This is a genomic window from Sphingomonas sp. BRN-1R, from assembly GCF_057748035.1.
Window position 1 is genome coordinate 3,837,689 of record NZ_CM173236.1, and the last position, 17,254, is coordinate 3,854,942.

Annotated in this window: 13 protein-coding genes; 8 read left to right on the forward strand and 5 right to left on the reverse strand. The window is 68.5% G+C overall.

Annotated features, from left to right (window positions below):
- Window positions 1-27 precede the first annotated feature (27 nt).
- Genes AC3ANX_RS17865 through kduI form a run of 3 tightly spaced genes read right to left on the reverse strand, consistent with a single transcriptional unit; the run spans window position 28 to window position 2,647 of the window.
- Window positions 28-1,053, reverse strand: a complete 1,026-nt coding sequence (locus AC3ANX_RS17865; RefSeq protein WP_488334575.1) for a PfkB family carbohydrate kinase — start codon at window positions 1,051-1,053, stop codon at window positions 28-30.
- Window positions 1,053-1,808, reverse strand: coding sequence for a 2-dehydro-3-deoxy-D-gluconate 5-dehydrogenase KduD (kduD, locus tag AC3ANX_RS17870; RefSeq protein ID WP_488334576.1), 756 nt, complete (start codon window positions 1,806-1,808; stop codon window positions 1,053-1,055). The genes AC3ANX_RS17865 and kduD overlap by 1 nt, the downstream gene beginning before the upstream one ends.
- Window positions 1,805-2,647: a 5-dehydro-4-deoxy-D-glucuronate isomerase gene (gene kduI / locus AC3ANX_RS17875; protein WP_488334577.1), complete on the reverse strand. Its 843-nt coding sequence runs from the start codon at window positions 2,645-2,647 to the stop codon at window positions 1,805-1,807. The genes kduD and kduI overlap by 4 nt, the downstream gene beginning before the upstream one ends.
- A gap of 208 nt (window positions 2,648-2,855) precedes the next feature.
- Between kduI and AC3ANX_RS17880 the strand changes: the two genes are divergently transcribed.
- The 6 genes from AC3ANX_RS17880 to AC3ANX_RS17905 all read left to right on the forward strand — a co-directional run bounded on the left by AC3ANX_RS17880 (window position 2,856) and on the right by AC3ANX_RS17905 (window position 9,387).
- Entirely contained in the window at window positions 2,856-3,356 is a 501-nt protein-coding gene (locus AC3ANX_RS17880; RefSeq protein ID WP_488334578.1) for a DUF4232 domain-containing protein, read from the forward strand.
- A 70-nt stretch (window positions 3,357-3,426) separates the two neighbouring features.
- Window positions 3,427-3,798: a hypothetical protein gene (locus tag AC3ANX_RS17885; RefSeq protein WP_488334579.1), complete on the forward strand. Its 372-nt coding sequence runs from the start codon at window positions 3,427-3,429 to the stop codon at window positions 3,796-3,798.
- An 82-nt stretch (window positions 3,799-3,880) separates the two neighbouring features.
- Entirely contained in the window at window positions 3,881-5,914 is a 2,034-nt protein-coding gene (locus tag AC3ANX_RS17890) for a TonB-dependent receptor (protein WP_488334580.1), read from the forward strand.
- Between the two features lie 181 nt (window positions 5,915-6,095).
- The gene (locus tag AC3ANX_RS17895; protein WP_488334581.1) at window positions 6,096-6,743 is read left to right on the forward strand and encodes an outer membrane protein; all 648 of its coding nucleotides are present in this window, start codon (window positions 6,096-6,098) and stop codon (window positions 6,741-6,743) included.
- Window positions 6,744-6,868: 125 nt separating this feature from the next.
- Window positions 6,869-7,246: a hypothetical protein gene (locus AC3ANX_RS17900; protein ID WP_488334582.1), complete on the forward strand. Its 378-nt coding sequence runs from the start codon at window positions 6,869-6,871 to the stop codon at window positions 7,244-7,246.
- A gap of 89 nt (window positions 7,247-7,335) precedes the next feature.
- Window positions 7,336-9,387: a TonB-dependent receptor gene (locus AC3ANX_RS17905; RefSeq protein ID WP_488334583.1), complete on the forward strand. Its 2,052-nt coding sequence runs from the start codon at window positions 7,336-7,338 to the stop codon at window positions 9,385-9,387.
- Between the two features lie 25 nt (window positions 9,388-9,412).
- Here AC3ANX_RS17905 and htpG read toward each other — a convergent pair whose 3' ends face one another.
- Window positions 9,413-11,293 carry a molecular chaperone HtpG gene (gene htpG, locus AC3ANX_RS17910; RefSeq protein ID WP_488334584.1) on the reverse strand — a complete coding sequence of 627 codons (1,881 nt, stop codon included), beginning with the start codon at window positions 11,291-11,293 and terminating at the stop codon, window positions 9,413-9,415.
- A gap of 168 nt (window positions 11,294-11,461) precedes the next feature.
- Here htpG and AC3ANX_RS17915 point away from each other — a divergent pair, with 168 nt between their 5' ends.
- Both AC3ANX_RS17915 and AC3ANX_RS17920 read left to right on the forward strand, forming a co-directional pair.
- Complete coding sequence (locus tag AC3ANX_RS17915) at window positions 11,462-14,377, forward strand: TonB-dependent receptor (RefSeq protein WP_488334585.1); 2,916 nt, start codon at window positions 11,462-11,464, stop codon at window positions 14,375-14,377.
- 48 nt (window positions 14,378-14,425) lie between these two features.
- The gene (locus tag AC3ANX_RS17920; RefSeq protein ID WP_488334586.1) at window positions 14,426-16,606 is read left to right on the forward strand and encodes a polysaccharide lyase family protein; all 2,181 of its coding nucleotides are present in this window, start codon (window positions 14,426-14,428) and stop codon (window positions 16,604-16,606) included.
- 24 nt (window positions 16,607-16,630) lie between these two features.
- On the opposite strand, the gene AC3ANX_RS17925 is transcribed toward AC3ANX_RS17920, so the two are convergent.
- Complete coding sequence (locus AC3ANX_RS17925; protein ID WP_488334587.1) at window positions 16,631-17,125, reverse strand: MarR family winged helix-turn-helix transcriptional regulator; 495 nt, start codon at window positions 17,123-17,125, stop codon at window positions 16,631-16,633.
- Between the last annotated feature and the right edge of the window lie 129 nt (window positions 17,126-17,254).

Consider the following 17,254-nt stretch of genomic DNA (forward strand, 5'->3'; position numbering starts at 1 on the left):
GCGCGGCCGTCGACCGCGCCGGGACGCTCAGCGCCTTACGTCGAACTGCCCAGACAGGAAGGCGTCGATATCGCTCTGTCCGAACAGGCTGGCGTCGCCCGGCAGCGAGTGCTTGAGCACGGTCAGCGCGAGGCCCGACTTGGCCGCGCCGTCGAGATCGCCGGCATCGCGGAGCAGGCCGTGCAGCACGCCCGCCGCGAACGCGTCGCCGGCGCCGATCCGGTCGACGATGCCCGATACCGCGACCTCCTCGGTCTGCGCGACCGCGCCCGGCGTCTCGACGCGCGCAGACAGCAGGTGGCGATCCGCCGCCTCGACGTGGCGCGCGGTGGAGGCGAGCAGTTTCAGGTTCGGGAAGGCCGCGAACAGCGCCGCTGCCGCCTCGCGCCGGCGTTCCTCGCCCTCGCTGGCGAACTGCGTGCCGAGCAGCAAAGCGATATCGCGGTGGTTGCCGAACATCATGTCGGCCATGCCGACCAACTGGGTGAGCGTAGCGCGCGGGTCGCTGTCCCATGCTTCCCACAGCAGCGCGCGATAATTGCCGTCGAAGATCAGCGTCAGCCCGCGATCCTTGGCGGCGCGCGCCGCCGCGATCGCCAGATCGGACGAGACCGGGCCGAGCGCGGGGGTGATGCCCGACATGAACAGGTGGGTCGCGCCGCCCAGCACCGCATCCCAGTCGAAATCGTCCGCGCTGGCCTTTGCGAACACGCTGCCGGCGCGGTCGTACACTACTTCGGAAGCGCGCAGGCCGGCGCCGGGGGTGAGGAAATACAGCCCCATCCGCCCCTCGGCCTGTTCGACATGGCCGCAATCCACGCCCGCATCCATCAACGCCGATCGCGCCATCTGCCCGAGCGCGTTGGCGGGCAGCCGGCTGATCATGCGCGTGGCATGGCCGAGACTGGCCAGCCCGATCGCGACGTTCGCCTCCGCGCCGCCGACCGCGAGATCGAGGCTGCGCGCGCTGCGCAGCAACATCTTGTCGGGCGGCGAGAGACGGACGAGCAGCTCACCGAAGAAGGCGAGCGTCGGTGCGGGCGCGGATGCCATCAGCGCGCCAGCCAGCCGCCGTCGACGGCGAGGATGTGGCCATCGACATAGTCGGATGCGGACGACGACAGGAACACCGCCGCGCCGCCGAGATCCGACGCCTTGCCCCAGCGCCCGGCCGGGATGCGGCCGAGGATCGACGCGTTGCGATCCTGGTCCTCACGCAAGGCCGTCGTGTTGTTGGTCTCGATGTAGCCGGGCGCGATCGCGTTGACGTTGACGCCCTTGGCCGACCATTCGTTGGCGAGCAGCTTGGTGAGCCCGCCCACGCCCGACTTGGACGCGGTGTAGCTCGGCACGCGGATGCCGCCCTGGAAGGTCAGCATCGAGGCAATGTTGATGATCTTGCCACCACCTTGCGCAATCATGTGCTTGCCCGCCGCCTGGCACAGGAAGAACACCGATTTGAGGTTGGTGTCGATCACCGCATCCCAGTCGGCTTCGGTGAAATCGACCGAGTCGGCGCGGCGGATGATGCCGGCGTTGTTGACGAGGATGTGCAAGCCGCCGAGCTGCGCGATCGCCTGCTCGACGATGCCCTCGACCGGTGCGATCGTCGACAGATCGGCAGCCAGGAAAACCGCCTTGCGGCCGAGCGCCTCGACCGCGGCGACCGTCTCGTCGCACGACGAGCGGCCGACCGCGGCGATGTCTGCACCGGCTTGCGCCAGCGCCAGCGCGATCGCCTGACCGATGCCCGTGTTGGCACCGGTGACGACCGCGACCTTGCCGGTCAGATCGAACATCGCGCTCATGCGAGCTGGCAGATGTCGAGGACGTTCATGTCGGTATAGTCCTGGTTCTCACCGGCCATCGCCCAGATGAACGCATAGGCCTTGGTGCCCGCACCCATGTGGATCGACCACGGCGGCGAGATCACCGCTTCCTCGTTCTGCATCACGATGTGGCGGGTCGCCTCGCCTTCGCCCATGAAGTGCATGACGCGATCCTTGTCGAGATCGTCCAGTTCGAAGTAGAAATAGATCTCGCTGCGGCGCTCGTGGATGTGCGGCGGCATCGTGTTCCACACCGAGCCGGGCTTCAACACGGTCAGGCCCATGACGAGCTGCGCGCTGTCGCACACGCCCGGGATGACGAGCTGATAGATCGAGCGCTCGTTCGATTCCTCCAGGCTGCCGCGATCGAGCTTGTTGGCATCGGCGATCGACAGTTTCCGCGTGGTGAAGCCCTTGTGGGCCGGGCACGATGCCAGATAGAAACGCGCGCCGTCGCCGGAGAACTGCACGTCCTTGGCGCCCATCGTGACGTAGAGGCAGTCCTTGTTGCCGAGGCTGAAGGTCTCGCCGTCGACGGTGACGGTGCCATCGACCTTGCCGACGTTGACGACCGCGAGTTCGCGGCGTTCGAGGAACGGATGGCCGGCCGCCGACGCGGGCTCGGTCTGGTCGGGCAGCTTGACCGAACCCGAAGCCACCGCGACACCGCCGATCACGAAACGCTCGGCATGCGTGTAGTTGAGCACGCACTCGCCGTCGCGGAACAGGCCGTCGATCAGATAGCGATCGCGCAGTTCGTCGTTGCTCACGCACTCCATCATGTCGGGGTGGGTGCCGTAATAGGTTTTCTCGAACATGGCTGATCCTCGGTTGGGCGTTTGCTGCGGCATAGCGGCAAAGCCGCGCGCCTGCCAACCCGAACCGCACGGATTTCGCCGTATTTTGATACGCCGTCCCAAAAAAGTGGAAACCGGTGTCAGGCAATGAGCAGGATGCCGCGCGGGCGAGTCACTCGGCATTCACCCGCTCTCGCGCAGATCAGGACGGACATTGGAGGAACCTGTCATGCCGCTGCCCACGCTGATGATCGCCGCTTATGCTCTGGCCGTACCGGTCGCGCCTCCACCCTGCCGCCCGGCGCAACTGCACGCATCGGTCGACGGGCGTGACGGCGACTTCAACGGTATGTCGCACGCAGGCACCGCGCTCACCATCCGCAACGCCGGGCCGGACTGCACGCTGCCCGCGCTGCCGGCGATCGCCTTTCTCGATGCGCGTGGCAGACCGCTGCCCGCCAGCCGGCGTGCGCCGATCGGCATGCATCCCGGCCCGGTGATGCTGCCGGTACGGCTCGCCGCCGGGCACAGCGTGGTGACGGAACTGCGCTGGGTGTCCGGGCCAGTGTTCGCGCGGAGCGGCAGCGTTCGTGCGACGAGCGTCGTCGTGCGCGTCGGCGCGGGCGTGCTGCGCGTTCCCCTGACGGCGGTGCTGTACGGCGAGACGGGCAAGCCCGTGTCCTTCGACCAGACGCCGCTGCGCGCTGCCGAAGGTATGGCGGCAGGGTGATGCCGAAACTGATATGTTGTAACATATAAATCTCTGCGCTAGGCGCTGCCGGATGGCGGGTGCGGCGGACATGGCGAGACAGACGGTGAGCGGCCGCATACGCGCGGCGCTGCTGTTCGTCCTGCTCCTCGCGCTGTCGTGGCAGGGCTATGTCGCGGCGACGCACGCGCACCTGCCGGTCGGCGCCTCCGCCGCGCGCGGCGAAAGCGCACATCGCCTGCCCACGCACCAGCGCCGGCCGATCGCGCCGGAAAGCTGCCCGCTCTGCCAGCAACTGTCGGTCGCCGCCGCCTACCTTCCCGCGCCGCCCGTCACCTTCGCGGTGCCGGTTTCGGCGCTTGCCTGGTATGGCGTGTCGGTCGGCTTGCTCGCGTTGCCCCGCCAGCGGTCGCACGCATGGCACAGTCGCGGCCCGCCACGCGCTCCAGCCTTTCCGTCATAGCAACGCGCGCGCGGCGACCGCCCGCGCGCACCGGCCGCCGGCTGTCAGATCGGCGCCGCCAAAGGTTCTTGGAGTTTTCCCGATGCGACACGTCCTCCTTGCGGGCGCGGCTCTTGCCGTGCTCTCGCCCGCCGCCGCCCTCGCCCAGAGCGACACGCCGGTTCACGATCACACCACCGCGCACACCGATGCGTCCGTACCGCCGCTGCCGCGCGACATCGTTGTCACCGCCTCACCGTTCGCGCTCTCGCGCGACGACGTGCCGACCATCGTCGCCAAGGTCGACCGCCAGCAGATCCTGCAATCGGGCGGGTCGAGCATCGCCGATTCGCTCGCAACCGTGCCGGGCATCTCCGCGACCGGTTTCGCTGCGGGCGCGAGCCGTCCGATCATCCGCGGCATGGACGCGACGCGCGTGCGCATCCTCGAAGACGGGGTGAGCAGCTCGGACGTGTCGGACGTCGGGCCCGATCACGGCATCCCGATCGATCCGCTGTCGGCGCGCAGCATCGAGGTGGTGCGTGGTGCCGCGACCCTGCGCTACGGCAGCCAGGCGATCGGCGGCGTCGTCAATGCGATCAACAACCGCGTGCCTTTGTCGCTGCCCGCCCAGCCGCTCAGCGGCGAACTGGTCGGCAGCTACGGCACCGCCGCCAATACCGGCGAGGGCTCGGCACTGATGGACGGGCGCGCGGGCGACATCGCGGTGCATGTCGACGGCTTCTACCGCCACACCGATGATTACGACACGCCCGACGGCACCCAGCCGAACTCCTTCTTCCGCGGCTATGGCGAGACGGTCGGCGCCTCGTATTTCTTCGGGCCGGACAAGGCGAGCCACGTTGGCGCGGCGATCATCCAGTACAATGCGCAATACGGCATCCCGAGCGACACCACCTATATCGACATGCGCCAGACCAAGATCATCACCAAATCGGCGTTCGAACTCGGCACCGGCGCGGTGCGTACGCTCACGCTGGACGGCAGCTATGCGGACTACACGCATAGCGAGGACGATCCCGACGGCACCGTCATCACCACGTTCCGCAACAAGGAGTTCGACGGCCGCGCCGAATTGCTGTTCGGCAAGCTCGGCTTCGTCGATTCGACCGCGCTCGGCGTCGAGGTGCAGAACCGCAAGTTCCAGGCGATCGGCGAGGACAGCACCTATCTGTTCCCGACCGAGACCCAGTCCGAAGCCGGCTACATCTTCACCGAGACGCAGGTCGCCAAGGGGCTGAAGGTGCAGGCGAGCGGGCGCGTCGAGCATGTCCATGTCACCGGCACACCCGTCTCCGACGTGTTCACGCGGGTCGGCTACACCCCGCTCAGCGGTGCGATCGGCGCGCTGTTCGATGCCGGCGCGGGCGTGAAGCTCGGCCTGAATTTCTCGAGCACCGGCCGCGCCCCCGCCATCACCGAACTGTTCGCGCGCGGCGGGCATGATGGCCCCAACACGTTCGAGACGGGTGATCCGACGCTCAAGATCGAGCGCGCCAATTCGATCGAGGGCACGCTGCGCTTCAACAGCGGCGACTTCCGCTTCGAAGGCAGCGCCTACAGCACCTGGTTCCGCAACTATATCTACGGCGACCTGACCGGGCGGACCTGCGACGACGACGGCGTCTGCGCGGACGGTGGCGACGGCGATCTCAAGGAGCTGTTCTACCGCCAGCAGGGCGCGCGGTTCCGCGGGCTGGAGGGCGAGGCGAACTATGCCTTCCTCAAGACCGGCACCGCCACGCTGGAGGCGCGCGCGATCGCGGATTACACGCGCGCGACGCTCGACAACGGCGGCAACGTGCCGCGCATCCCGCCCTATCGCTATGGCGGCGGGCTGACATGGACCAGCACCGCGTTCGACCTCGGCTTCCTGCTGCTCCATTCGGGCCGTCAGGACAAATTCGGTGCGTTCGACACCGCGACACCGGGTTTCAACGCGCTCAACGCGCACGTTTCGGTACGGCCGTTCCGCGCCTATCCGGGGGTCGAGCTGTCGGTGGTCGGCCAGAACCTCACCAACGACGTGCAACGCAACGCCGCCGCGCTCAACAAGGACGACGTGGTGATGCCCGGTCGCAACATCCGCTTCGTCCTCAAAGTCGCGACGCTGTGATGGCTGGTCGGGCGGCGGCTCGCGCCGCCGCCCGACCGTTGCACAAATGTGACAGATTGGGGAAAAGGTTCGGAACAAACCCGCCGCGTTGCAACATTATCGCGCGCCCCGTGTTCTCTCGGCCTAGGGCGGCCATACGGCAACAACGTCCGTCAAACTGTAGAAGAATAAGGTTTTCTTTATGCGCAAAACACTTCTGGCCGTCGCCGCTATCGCCGCTTTCGCCGCAGCTCCCGCGTTCGCGCAGGATACCGCACCCGCTCAGTCGACCGATAGCGCACCGCAGGCGCCGGATGGCAGCAAGGCCTTTGGGATCGAGCCGTATTTCGGCGTGATGGGCAGCTATGAGTCGTTCGACAACCAGCCGAACCACGGCATCCCGCAGGCGCTGAACGCGAACGGGTCGCTGCGCAACAACTACCGCCTCACCGGTGGCTTGGTCGAGGGCGTGGTCGGCTTCAACGTGCCGCTCGGCCCGGTGTTCGTCGGCGCGGAAGGCACCGTCGCCAAGGGCTTCACCGGCAACATCGACTGGGAATATGGCGGCGCAGGCCGTTTCGGCGTGCGCGCTGGTGACAGCGGCCTGTTCTTCGGCAAGGTCGGCTACAAGTGGGTCAACTTCGACCATTACGCGCCCTTCGTTAGCGGCAACCGCAACGACAAGACGCATGACGGCATGGACTACGGCATCGGCTTCGAAGTCGGTCCGAAGGACATCGGCCTGAAGGGCATCACCGGCAACGCCGGCTTCCGCATCCGCGGCGAAGTCGACACGTTCGGCGCTTTCCACAGCTTCACCCCGAAGCTTGGCGTCATCACGCACTTCTAAGCTCAAACGGGCGGCGCGGCCCGGGGCGCGGCGGACTGGGTCCGCCGCCTTCGGGCCGCTCCCCACATGACTTGCGGCGAACGCTGGAGTAATCCCAAGCGGTGTCCGCCTTTCGCCCTCTTCTGATGCAGCGACATCTCGCGCTGCTGATCTGCGCGGCGGCGCTGTTGCTGAAGCTGGTGGTTCCCGCCGGCTATATGATCGACAAGGCGCGCGGCCACTTCGCCATCACGATCTGTCCCGGCACCGCACCTGCGGCGATGATGCCGATGCCCGGCCTGCACGGCACGATGCCCGACCATGGCAGATCCGATCACGGCAAACCCGACATGCCGTGTACCTTCGCCAGCCTTTCGGCCGCCGCGCTGAGCGCAGTCGACCCCGTCCTGCTCGTCGCCTTCATCGCCTTCGTCATGGCGATCGGCCTTCGCCCCGCAATCGCGCCGGGCCTATCCCAATACACCCGCTTCCGCCCACCGCTGCGCGGACCGCCGGCCCGCTGACCGATTCGACTGCGTACCGGACCCTCCGGCGCGCGCGTATCCCCATGCCCGTGGCCTCCGCCGCGGGCCGGTCACAGGCGATCCTTACGATGTTACGATCCTGTCTTTTCGCGGGCACCGCTTTGCCCTGCATCCTGCTCTCCGCGCACGCCCACGCGCAGGACGCGGCCCCGCCCGCCCCGGCGCGCGATATCGTCGTCACCGCCACCCGCTCCGCGCTGCCGCTCGCCGACGTGCCGGCAAGCGTCAGCGTCGTCACCGCCGCCGATATCGCGGGCACGCCCGCGCGGACGATCGACGACGTGTTGCGGCGCGTGCCCTCGGTCGATCTGCCGATTGCCGGCACCGACGAGCAGCACCCCACCAACACGATCGTCTCGATGCGCGGCCTCAGCGGCATCCGCTCGCTCGTCCTGCTCGACGGCGTGCCGATCAACGATCCGTTCTTCGGCTATGTCCAGTGGAGCGAAGTGCCGCTGGAGACGATCGACCGGGTCGAGGTGGTGCGCGGCGGCGGCGCGCCCTTGTGGGGCAATTATGCGATGGGCGGGGTCATCAACATCCTCACCCGGCCGATCGACAAGACCGGCCTCGTCGCCGAGGCCGCCGGCGGCAGTCGCGGCAGCTACCGCGCCGACGGCCATGCCGCGCTGGCCGGCGACGGGTTCGGCATCGGCCTCGATGCGGGCATCAACCACAGCGACGGCTATGTCGAACAGATCGAGAGCGCACGCGGCGCGATCACCGTGCCGACGTCGTTCACCGCGCGTACGCTTGCGCTGTCGGGCAACGCGCGGCTCGCGCCCGACCTTACCGCGCGCGCACGGATCAGCACCTACGACAACGATCAGACCTTCCTCACCCGGCTCAACACCAACACGCAGCGCAACCGGCGCTATACGGGCACGCTGACGTGGACGCCGAACGCGCGCACCTCAGTCGATCTCACCGCCTTCCATACTGACGGCCGCTTCGTGACCAACAACACCGGCACGCCCGATGGCGCGGGCGCGTATGACGCCGAATATGTCCAGAACAGCCACCGCACCCGCGTCAACGACTGGGGCGCATCGCTGATCTGGACGCAGACGTTCACCGGCCTGCTCCACACGCTGACCGCCGGCGCGGATTACCACGGCATTTCCGGTAGCGACACCGCGCGCATCTTCGCCGAGAGCGGCACGCAGCTTCGCATCGACGCGGGCGCGGGCGACCAGCGCTTCCTCGGCGGCTTCGTGCAGGCCGACGTGCGCCCGCTCGAGCGGCTGCAAGTGCTGCTGAGCGTACGTTACCAGGATTTCTACAGCTACAACGGGCGTGACGATACGCCGGGCGGGCTCGGCGCGCAGGTGCCGCGCCGTCACGACAGCGACATGGATCCGCGCCTGTCGCTCCGCTATCAACTGCCCGGCGGTGTCGCACTACGCGCGGCGGCGTATCGCGCGTTTCGCGCGCCGACGCTCGACAATCTGTACCGGGGCGCGTCGGTGCCCGGCTATATCCTTTACGGCAACGCCGCGCTCAAGCCGGAGACGCTGGAGGGGGCGGAGGCCGGCTTCGACGTCGAGCGCGGGGCCTTCCGTTTCCAGGCGACCGCCTATGCGAGCCGCATCTCCGATTTCCTAACCTACCAGTATCTTGAGCCGGACATGCTGCCGGCGGGGTTCGATATCGGCGCGCGGCTCATCAACGCCGGCCGGGCGCGCAGCCGGGGCGTCGAAGCGGAACTGTCCTGGCACCCGAGCGCCGCGCTTCGGGGTACGCTGGCCTATACCTATGCGGATTCGATCGTCACGCGGAACCCCGAAGACCCCGCGAGCGTGGGCGTGCAGCAGCCGGGCGTCCCGAGGCACCGCGTCGCGGCCGGCCTCGACTGGACCGGGCCGCGCGGCATCAGGCTGTCGCCGCGCGTGCGCTACCTGTCGCGCACCAACGGCGACCCGGACGCGATCTACCGCACTGACGCGCATTTCGTCGCCGATTTCGCCGCCAGCGCGCCGCTCGGGCACGGTCTGGAGAGCTTCGTCCAGATCGAGAACCTGTTCGACCGGCGCTACATCGGCACCAACGACGGCTTCACCGCGCCGCTGTACGGCAAGCCGCTTACCGCCACCGCCGGGTTCAGGCTGAAGCTCGACTGAGCACCGGCGGAGCCGGTTCGCCCGTTCAGCGCAGACCGCGTTCGAGCAATCGGGTCAGCCGAGCCGAGAAGGCGCGGGGATCGACCGGCAGTTCGCCATCGGCGATCCGCGCCTCGTCGAACAGCAGGTGCGCGGCGTCCGCGCGCGCGTCCGCCTCCGCCGCGCCCGCCGCGCTCAGCTTTTCGATGAGCGGGTGCTGCGGGTTGATCTCCAGCACCGGCTTGGCGGCAGCGTCCAATCGCCCCGCCCCGGCAAGCAGCTTCTCGAGCTGCCGGTCCATGCCATGTTCGGGCGCGACCAGGCAGACCGCGCTCTCGGTCAGCCGGTCGGACGCGCGCACGTCGGACACCGCGTCGCCGAGCGTCTCCTTGACGAAGGCGATGAAGCCGCCGACCGCCTCCGACGCGGCCGCCGCCGGCGTCGCGCCATCGGCGAGCGGGATCAGGCTGAGATCGGCGAGCCCCTGCGTGATCGACTTGAACGGCTTGCCCTCATAGTCGATGCCGGACGCCGCCCAGAAGCTGTCAACCTGATCGGTGAGCAGCAGCACCTCGATCCCGCGTGCGCGGAAGCCTTCGAGCTGCGGCGAGGTGGCGAGCCGCTCCAGATCGCCGCCGGTGGCGTAGTAGATGGCGGTCTGATTGTCCTTGAGCGCGCCGACATAGTCCTTGAGCGAGCGCCAGCCGTCTCCGGCGGTGGTCTTGAAGCGCGCGAGCCCGAGCAGCGTCTCGCGCCGTGCGTAATCCTCGTACAGCCCCTCCTTCAGCACCGCGCCGAACGTGTCCCACAGCGTCAGATAGCGCTCGGTGTCGTTCGTCGACAGCTTCTCCAGTTCGGACAGGATGCGGTTGGCGACACCCTTCTGGATCGCGGCGAGCACCGGGCTTTCCTGGATCATCTCGCGCGAGAGGTTGAGCGGCAGGTCGCTCGAATCGACCAGCCCGCGCACGAAGCGCAGGTAACGCGGCAGCAGTTGCGCTTCCTCGGTGATGAACACGCGGCGGACGTAGAGCTTCATCCGCCCGGCACGATCGGGATCGAACAGGTCGAACGGCTTGGTCTCGGGAATGAACGCCAGCACGGTATATTCGTGCAGCCCCTCCGCCCGGTAGTGGAGCGTCAGCGCAGGCGCGTCGAACTGGCCGGCGACGCTGCGGTAGAAATCCTGATAGGCCTCGGGCGTGATCTCGGCCTTGGGGCGGGTCCACAGCGCCGCGCCCTCGGCGATCTGGCGCGGTTCGGCCTCGGGCGTGTCCTTGAGGAAGATCGGCACGGGCACATGGCCCGACTGGTTCTTGATGATCCGCTCGACCGCGAAGGCTTCGGTGTAACTGGTCGCGTCGTCCTTGAGGTGGAGCAGCACGCGCGTGCCCCGCGCGGGCGCTTCCCCCACATCGACCGGCTGGATCGTGTAGGTGCCGAGACCATCAGACGACCACGCCGCGGCGCTGTCCGAACCGGCGCGGCGCGAGACGACCTCGACCCGGTCCGCGACCATGAACGCCGAATAGAAGCCCACGCCGAACTGGCCGATCAGGTGACTGCCCTCGGCCTCCTTTGCGCCGGCGATCCGGTCCATGAACGCCTTGGTGCCCGAACGCGCGATCGTGCCGAGCGCGTCGGTCATCTCGGCCTCGCTCATGCCGATGCCGTTGTCCTCGATCGTCAGCCGCTTCGCTTCGGCGTCGAGCACCACGGTGATGCGCGGCTGGCCGTCCTCGCCGAGCAGCGCGGCGTCGCTCAGCCCCTCGTAGCGCAGCTTCTCGCACGCGTCCGCCGCGTTCGAGATCAGTTCGCGCAGGAACACGTCCTTGTCCGAATAGACCGAGTGCACCATCATGTGCAGCAGCTTGGCGACATCGGCCTCGAAGGAACGGGATTGCGGCGCGGCTTCGGTCGTCGTCATGCGGTCTCCAGTGATCTCCAAGGTTGAACCGCGCAGCAGATGGCGGACCCGCTGCGCGCTTTCAAGATCACCGGGGCGCCCCCTGACACGCGCCCCTGACACGATTTGCGACAAATGTTGGTTTGACACCGTACCCGCCGCGAAGCACCTCCGCGCACCGGAGGGGACATGCGCGATATCTGCAAGATCGTCCTGATACTTGGGATCGCGCCGCTCGCCGGCCGGGCCGGGGCGCAGCAGCCGCACGCCGCCCCTGCCCCGTCGACCCCCGCCGCAAAGTCCGCACCGGCGGCGGATGAGGACGTGCAGGATATCGTCGTCACCGGGCGCGCGCTGCCCGGGGCGGTGATCGGCGACATTCCGCCCGAACATCAACTGGGGCCGCGCGAGATCGCCTCCTACGGGGTCGGCACGATCTCCGAATTGCTCGACCAGATCGCGCTCCAGACCGGCAGCGCGCAGGGCGACGGCGCGCCGATCGTGCTGGTCAACGGCCGCCGCATCTCGGGCGTTAACGAGGTCGGCGATCTGCCGACCGAGTCGATCCTGCGCGTCGACATTCTCCCTGAGGAGGTCGCGCTCAAATACGGCTATTCGGCCGAGCAGAAGGTCGTCAACATCATCCTGCGCCGCCGCTTCCGCTCGCTGGTGTTCAACGCAGGGGGCGGCATGGCGACCGCAGGCGGCGGGCAGTCGTGGAACGGCGACGCGACCATCACCCGCATCCACGACAACGACCGGCTCAACATCGCCGCGCGCGCGAGCGGGGCGCTGGCGATCTTTGAGGATCAGCGCGGCATCCTGCCCGACCCGACACGGTCGTTCGACAGCATCGGCAACATCGTCGCTCCACGCGGCGGCGAGATCGACCCGGCGCTGAGCGCATTGGCGGGCACGCCTGCGACGATCGCGGGCGTGTCGGGCGTGGGTGCGCCGACGCTCGCCGACATCGCCGCGCGCGCGGGCAAAGTCAACGTCACCGACGATACCGCGCTGCGCACGCTGCGGCCGAGCACGCGCAGCTACTCGATCAACGCCGTGCTCGCGCATGCGCTGTCGCGCACCGTCACCACATCGTTCAACCTTCAGGCCGCCTACACCACCAGCGCATCCCAACAGGGGCTGCCGACCGGCACGCTGCTGCTGCCGCAGGGCAACCCCTATTCGCCGTTCGCGCAGACCGTCGGCGTCGCGCGCGCGTTCGGGACGGTGCCGCTCGACCAGCGCGGCGACACCACCTCCGTCCATGGCGGCGCGACGCTCAATGTCGATCTGACGCCGAAGTGGCGCGTCTCGGTGATCGGCGGCTACGATCACAACGAGGCCGATACGAACACCGCGCGCGGCTATGATCTCGCCACCTATCAGGCCGCGCTCGATGCGGACGATCCCACCGTCAGCCCCTATGGCGCGACATCGGCGGCGCTGCTCGGCCCGCTGCTCTACAGCGACGCGCGCAGCCGCAGCGACACGGGCAACGCCTCTGCGTTGCTCACCGGCCCGCTGTTCAAGGTGCCGGCGGGGCCGTTGCGGGTGAGCCTGCGCGTCGGCGGATCGACCAGCAGCACCAGCGCGGGGACGATCGGGGTGACGCCGGTGCCGACGCTCGCGCTCGGTCGCTCGACCGGCGACGTGCTGGCGAGCATCGACGTGCCGATCGCGAGCAAGACCTTCCTCAAAGGGCTCGGCACGCTCACCGCCAACGCCAACGTCTCGCGAAATGCGGTGTCCGATTTTACCACGCTCAAAGGCTATGGCTATGGGCTCAACTGGACGCCGGTGAAGGCGGTGTCGCTGATCGCCGCGGTCGCCGGCAGCCAGCGCGCGCCGACCTTGCAGCAGCTCGACAGCCCGGCGATCACCACCGCCAACGTGCGCGTGTTCGATTATGTGACCGGCACCACCGCCACCGTGACGCGGCTGTCGGGCGGCAATCCCGCGCTCAGCGCCGACGACCGGCGGCAGGTAAAGGTCGGCGGCACGTTCAAGCCGTTCGGCAAGATCGACCTCACCATTACCGCCAATTACGTCGATGCCCGCGTGCGCAATCCGATCGGGTCGTTCCCCGGCGTCAGCGCGAGCCTCGAGGCGGCGTTCCCCGACCGCTTCACGCGCGACGCGGCGGGCGATCTCACCGCCGTCGATGCGCGCCCGACCAACTTCGCCTTCCAGGAGGAGCGCCAGCTTCGCTGGGGGTTCGATTTCGTCCAGGTGCTGCGCAAGCCCAGACGGCCGCCGCGCCGCTTCAACGGCACCTGGCGCGAGCGGGCACGGCCCGACGATGCGCCGCCACCGCCTGGCGCTGGCGACACGCCGCCGCCCGGGGCGAGCGGCGAGCCCGCCGCCCCCAGTGCGACGCCGACCACCAATCCGGACGGCACGCCGGGCGACATCGTCGTACAGGGCGAGCGTGACACCGGCTCCGGCGCATCGGGCGGCGGGTTCGGCGGTGGCCGGCGCGGCTTCGGCGGCGGGCGTGGGTTCGGCGGGCGCGGCTTCGGCGACGGGCGCGGCTTTGGCGGGGGCGGTTTCGGCGGCGGCGGGCGCGGTGGCGGTGGCGGTGGCGGTGGCGGCGGTCGTGGCGGACGCGGCGCCGGGCTCGACAACAGCGCTCGGCTGGAAGTGACCGTTTACCATAGCTGGATCTTCGCGGACACGGTGCAGATCCGCCCCGGCACGCCGGTGATCGACCTGCTCGGCGGCGGGACGCTCGGTGGCGGCGCGCAGCCGCGCCACCAGATCCAGTTCAACGCCGGGGTCAGCGACAACGGCGTCGGCTGGCGGCTGACCGGCCAGTGGCAGAGCGCCGCCAGCGTTTCGGGCGCGGCGACGGCGACGGGCACCGGCACGCTGCACTTCGGATCGCTCGCGACGTTCAACCTGCGCGGCTTCATCAACCTGCAACAGCGCATGCCCAAGGCGAAATGGGCGAACGGCACGCGCGTCACGCTCGCGCTCACCAACCTGTTCGACACGCGCCAGCGGGTGACCGACGCGCAGGGGCAGACCCCGCTCGCCTATCAGCCCGCCTATGCCGATCCGCTCGGGCGCACGATCGCGCTGTCGATCCGCAAACTGTTCTGACCGATCATCACGAGAGCGGTTCGACCGCCGAACTTCCGGGAGCCTGACATGACGCGACACCGCATCCCCGTTGCCCTTGCCGCTTGTGCCGTCCTCGCGGCGGCCGGCCCGGCACGCGCCGCCGCACCTGTGCCGGCCGCCGTAACCGTCACCGACAATGGCGATTCGTGGACGCTCGACAACGGCATTGTGCGCGCGACGATCCGCAAGAACACCGGCTTCATGCCGTCGCTGCGATATCGCGGCAAGGAGCTGCTGAGCGGCAACGGCGGCAGTTGGGAGCATACGCCCGATGGCGCGCCACACCTCACCAACCGCATCACCATCGACCCCGCGGACGGCGGTGAACGCGCGGAGGTGTCGATCAAGGGCATCACCGACGGCAGCTATACGCTGACGCCCCACGCCCCCGGTGGCGGCGCGCAGGCCGACATGGAGATCCGCTATGCGCTCGGGCGCGGCGACAGCGGCATCTACGTCTATGCGATCTACGATCACCCCGCCGCTTACCCCGCCGGCGGCACCGGCGCGGAGGACCGGTTCATCACGCGGCTCAGCCACGATTTCGACTGGCTCACGGTCGACAAGGATCGCAACATGCTGGAGGCCGCACCGGCGGACTGGGGCAGCGGCGTCGTCGTCCACGCCAAGGAACAGCGCATCCTCGCCCAGGGCATCTACAAGAACTCGGTCGAGCACAAATACAGCTACGCCAACATGGCGTACCGCACGCCCGCCTACGGCTGGTCGAGCACGAAGGATCATGTCGGCGTGTGGTTCATCAACCCGAGCACCGAATATCTAAGCGGCGGCCCGTTCCGCATCGATCTCGGCGCGCATTTCGACGCCAACAACGATCCCGACCCGATCATCCTCGATTACTGGCACAGCGGCCATTACGCGGGCGCGGCGACCCGGCTCGCGGCGGGCGAGGCATGGCACAAGGTGATCGGGCCGATCTTCGTGTACGTAAACGGGCTCGATCCTCCCGCGCCGACTTCGGACGCCGAAGTAAAGACGCTCGCCGCCACCGCGGGCGATCCGACCGTGCCGGCAAGCTGGGCCGCCAACGCCAACGCGCTGTGGCGTGACGCGCTCGCGCAGGCCGGCAGGGAGCGGACGAAGTGGCCGTATGCGTGGACGAAAGACCCCGGCTACACGCCCGCCGAGCAGCGCGGCAGCGTCACCGGTCGGCTGGTCCTGAACGATCCGCTCGCCCCCGCCGGCCAGCCGCGCAGCTTGCCCAACCTCGTCGTCGGGCTCGCCCCGCCGGTCGATGCGAACGCCACCCCGCCCGCCGACGCGCGCGTGCCGGCGCTGTTCACCGGGCCGGACGCGTGGCTGCACGACGCCAAGGGCTATCAGTTCTTCAACGACGGCAGCGCGGACGGTCGCTTCGCGATCACCAAGGTGCGTCCCGGCCGCTACACGCTCCACGCTTATGCCGATGGCGTGCTCGGCGACTATGCCCGGGCGGACGTGACGGTCGAAGCGGGCAAGACGCTCGATCTCGGCACACTGGTGTGGAAGCCGGTGCGCAACGGGCGGCAGCTTTGGGAGATCGGCTATCCCAACCGCACCGCCAGCGAGTTCTTCAAGGGCGACGCGGCGAACTGGTGGCTGTGGGGCTGGAACCTGCGCTACGCTTTGCTGTTCCCGCACGACATCACCTATACGATCGGCAAGAGCGACCCGAAGCGCGACTGGTTCTTCATGCAGGTGCCGCACGCGACCGACCTGTCGTTCGTCAACCGTGACGCGAAAGACCCCGCCAACCAGCGCTTCGGCTGGGTCAGGGCGGAGTCGCTGGCGCAGTATCCGCAGACCGACCAGACCGGCCCGTGGCGGCGCTATGGACAGGGCCGGGAGACGGTGTGGACAGTCAAATTCCACCTCGACGCGCCGATCAGCGGCACGGCGGCGCTGCGCGTGGCGCTCGCGGGCGAGGACGGGATGAACGGGCAACTGCCGGTGGCGGTCAACGGCCACGATGTCGGCGCGATCGGCGACGGCAAAGATGCCGACAATGCGCGCATGCTCCAGACCAACGCGATCCGCTACAACACCGACAAGGGGCTGTGGCAGCAGCGCACGCTGCGTTTCGACGCGGCGTTGCTCAAGGCCGGGGAGAACAGCATGACCTTCACCGTCCCCGCCGGTAGCCTGCAAAGCGGCGTGGTGTGGGACTATCTGCGGCTGGAAGTGCAGGACGCACCCCTGCGGCGGTAGCGTTCCCCGCGGCGATCGGCCGGATCAGGGTTCGGCATCGATCTCCCGACCGAGATTGTCGATGATCGTCTCCAGCAGCGCCGACAGTCGCTGCATGTCCGCGCTCGCGATGCCGATCATCGCCGCCTGCTCCTCACGGTCGCCGAGCAAGCCGAGACGTTCGAGCACCGGCATCGCCGGCGGCTTGAGATACAGCCGCCGCACCCGCCGATCCGCCGGGTCCGCGCGACGTTCGATCCACCCCGCCTCCTCGAGCCGGTCGATCGTCTGTCCGGTGGCGACCGTGCCGATATCGAGCGTCTCCGATACCTCGCGCTGGGTCGCGCCTTCGCGCAGATGGATCGCGGCCAGCACCCGCCACTGCGCGCGCGTCAGCGGCTTGCCTTCGGACAGCATGATGCTGCGTGCGCGCGCGTCGAAACGCTTCCGCAGCAGCTTGAGGATCACCGACACCTGCGAGGCGAAGCTGCGGCCGGAAAGCCGATCGCCCGTGTCACCGCCGTTCGTCGTGTCGGTCATGATCGGAGTAAGCCCTTCGTCGTGCGTCTGCGCCGCCGACATAATGAGGCCAGTATATAGTACGCAAGCGTATTACACGCTTGCGAATTACCCATTTTGGTCGCACAGCGTCGGCGGCAATCTGCGTCG

What these genes read in the sequence shown, in the direction of transcription:
- AC3ANX_RS17865 (WP_488334575.1), bottom strand. Translation starts at nt 1,053, where the DNA reads ATGGCATCCGCGCCCGCACCGACGCTCGCCTTCTTCGGTGAGCTGCTC.
- kduD (WP_488334576.1), bottom strand. Translation starts at nt 1,808, where the DNA reads ATGAGCGCGATGTTCGATCTGACCGGCAAGGTCGCGGTCGTCACCGGT.
- kduI (WP_488334577.1), bottom strand. Translation starts at nt 2,647, where the DNA reads ATGTTCGAGAAAACCTATTACGGCACCCACCCCGACATGATGGAGTGC.
- AC3ANX_RS17880 (WP_488334578.1), top strand. Translation starts at nt 2,856, where the DNA reads ATGCCGCTGCCCACGCTGATGATCGCCGCTTATGCTCTGGCCGTACCG.
- AC3ANX_RS17885 (WP_488334579.1), top strand. Translation starts at nt 3,427, where the DNA reads ATGGCGAGACAGACGGTGAGCGGCCGCATACGCGCGGCGCTGCTGTTC.
- AC3ANX_RS17890 (WP_488334580.1), top strand. Translation starts at nt 3,881, where the DNA reads ATGCGACACGTCCTCCTTGCGGGCGCGGCTCTTGCCGTGCTCTCGCCC.
- AC3ANX_RS17895 (WP_488334581.1), top strand. Translation starts at nt 6,096, where the DNA reads ATGCGCAAAACACTTCTGGCCGTCGCCGCTATCGCCGCTTTCGCCGCA.
- AC3ANX_RS17900 (WP_488334582.1), top strand. Translation starts at nt 6,869, where the DNA reads ATGCAGCGACATCTCGCGCTGCTGATCTGCGCGGCGGCGCTGTTGCTG.
- AC3ANX_RS17905 (WP_488334583.1), top strand. Translation starts at nt 7,336, where the DNA reads ATGTTACGATCCTGTCTTTTCGCGGGCACCGCTTTGCCCTGCATCCTG.
- htpG (WP_488334584.1), bottom strand. Translation starts at nt 11,293, where the DNA reads ATGACGACGACCGAAGCCGCGCCGCAATCCCGTTCCTTCGAGGCCGAT.
- AC3ANX_RS17915 (WP_488334585.1), top strand. Translation starts at nt 11,462, where the DNA reads ATGCGCGATATCTGCAAGATCGTCCTGATACTTGGGATCGCGCCGCTC.
- AC3ANX_RS17920 (WP_488334586.1), top strand. Translation starts at nt 14,426, where the DNA reads ATGACGCGACACCGCATCCCCGTTGCCCTTGCCGCTTGTGCCGTCCTC.
- AC3ANX_RS17925 (WP_488334587.1), bottom strand. Translation starts at nt 17,125, where the DNA reads ATGACCGACACGACGAACGGCGGTGACACGGGCGATCGGCTTTCCGGC.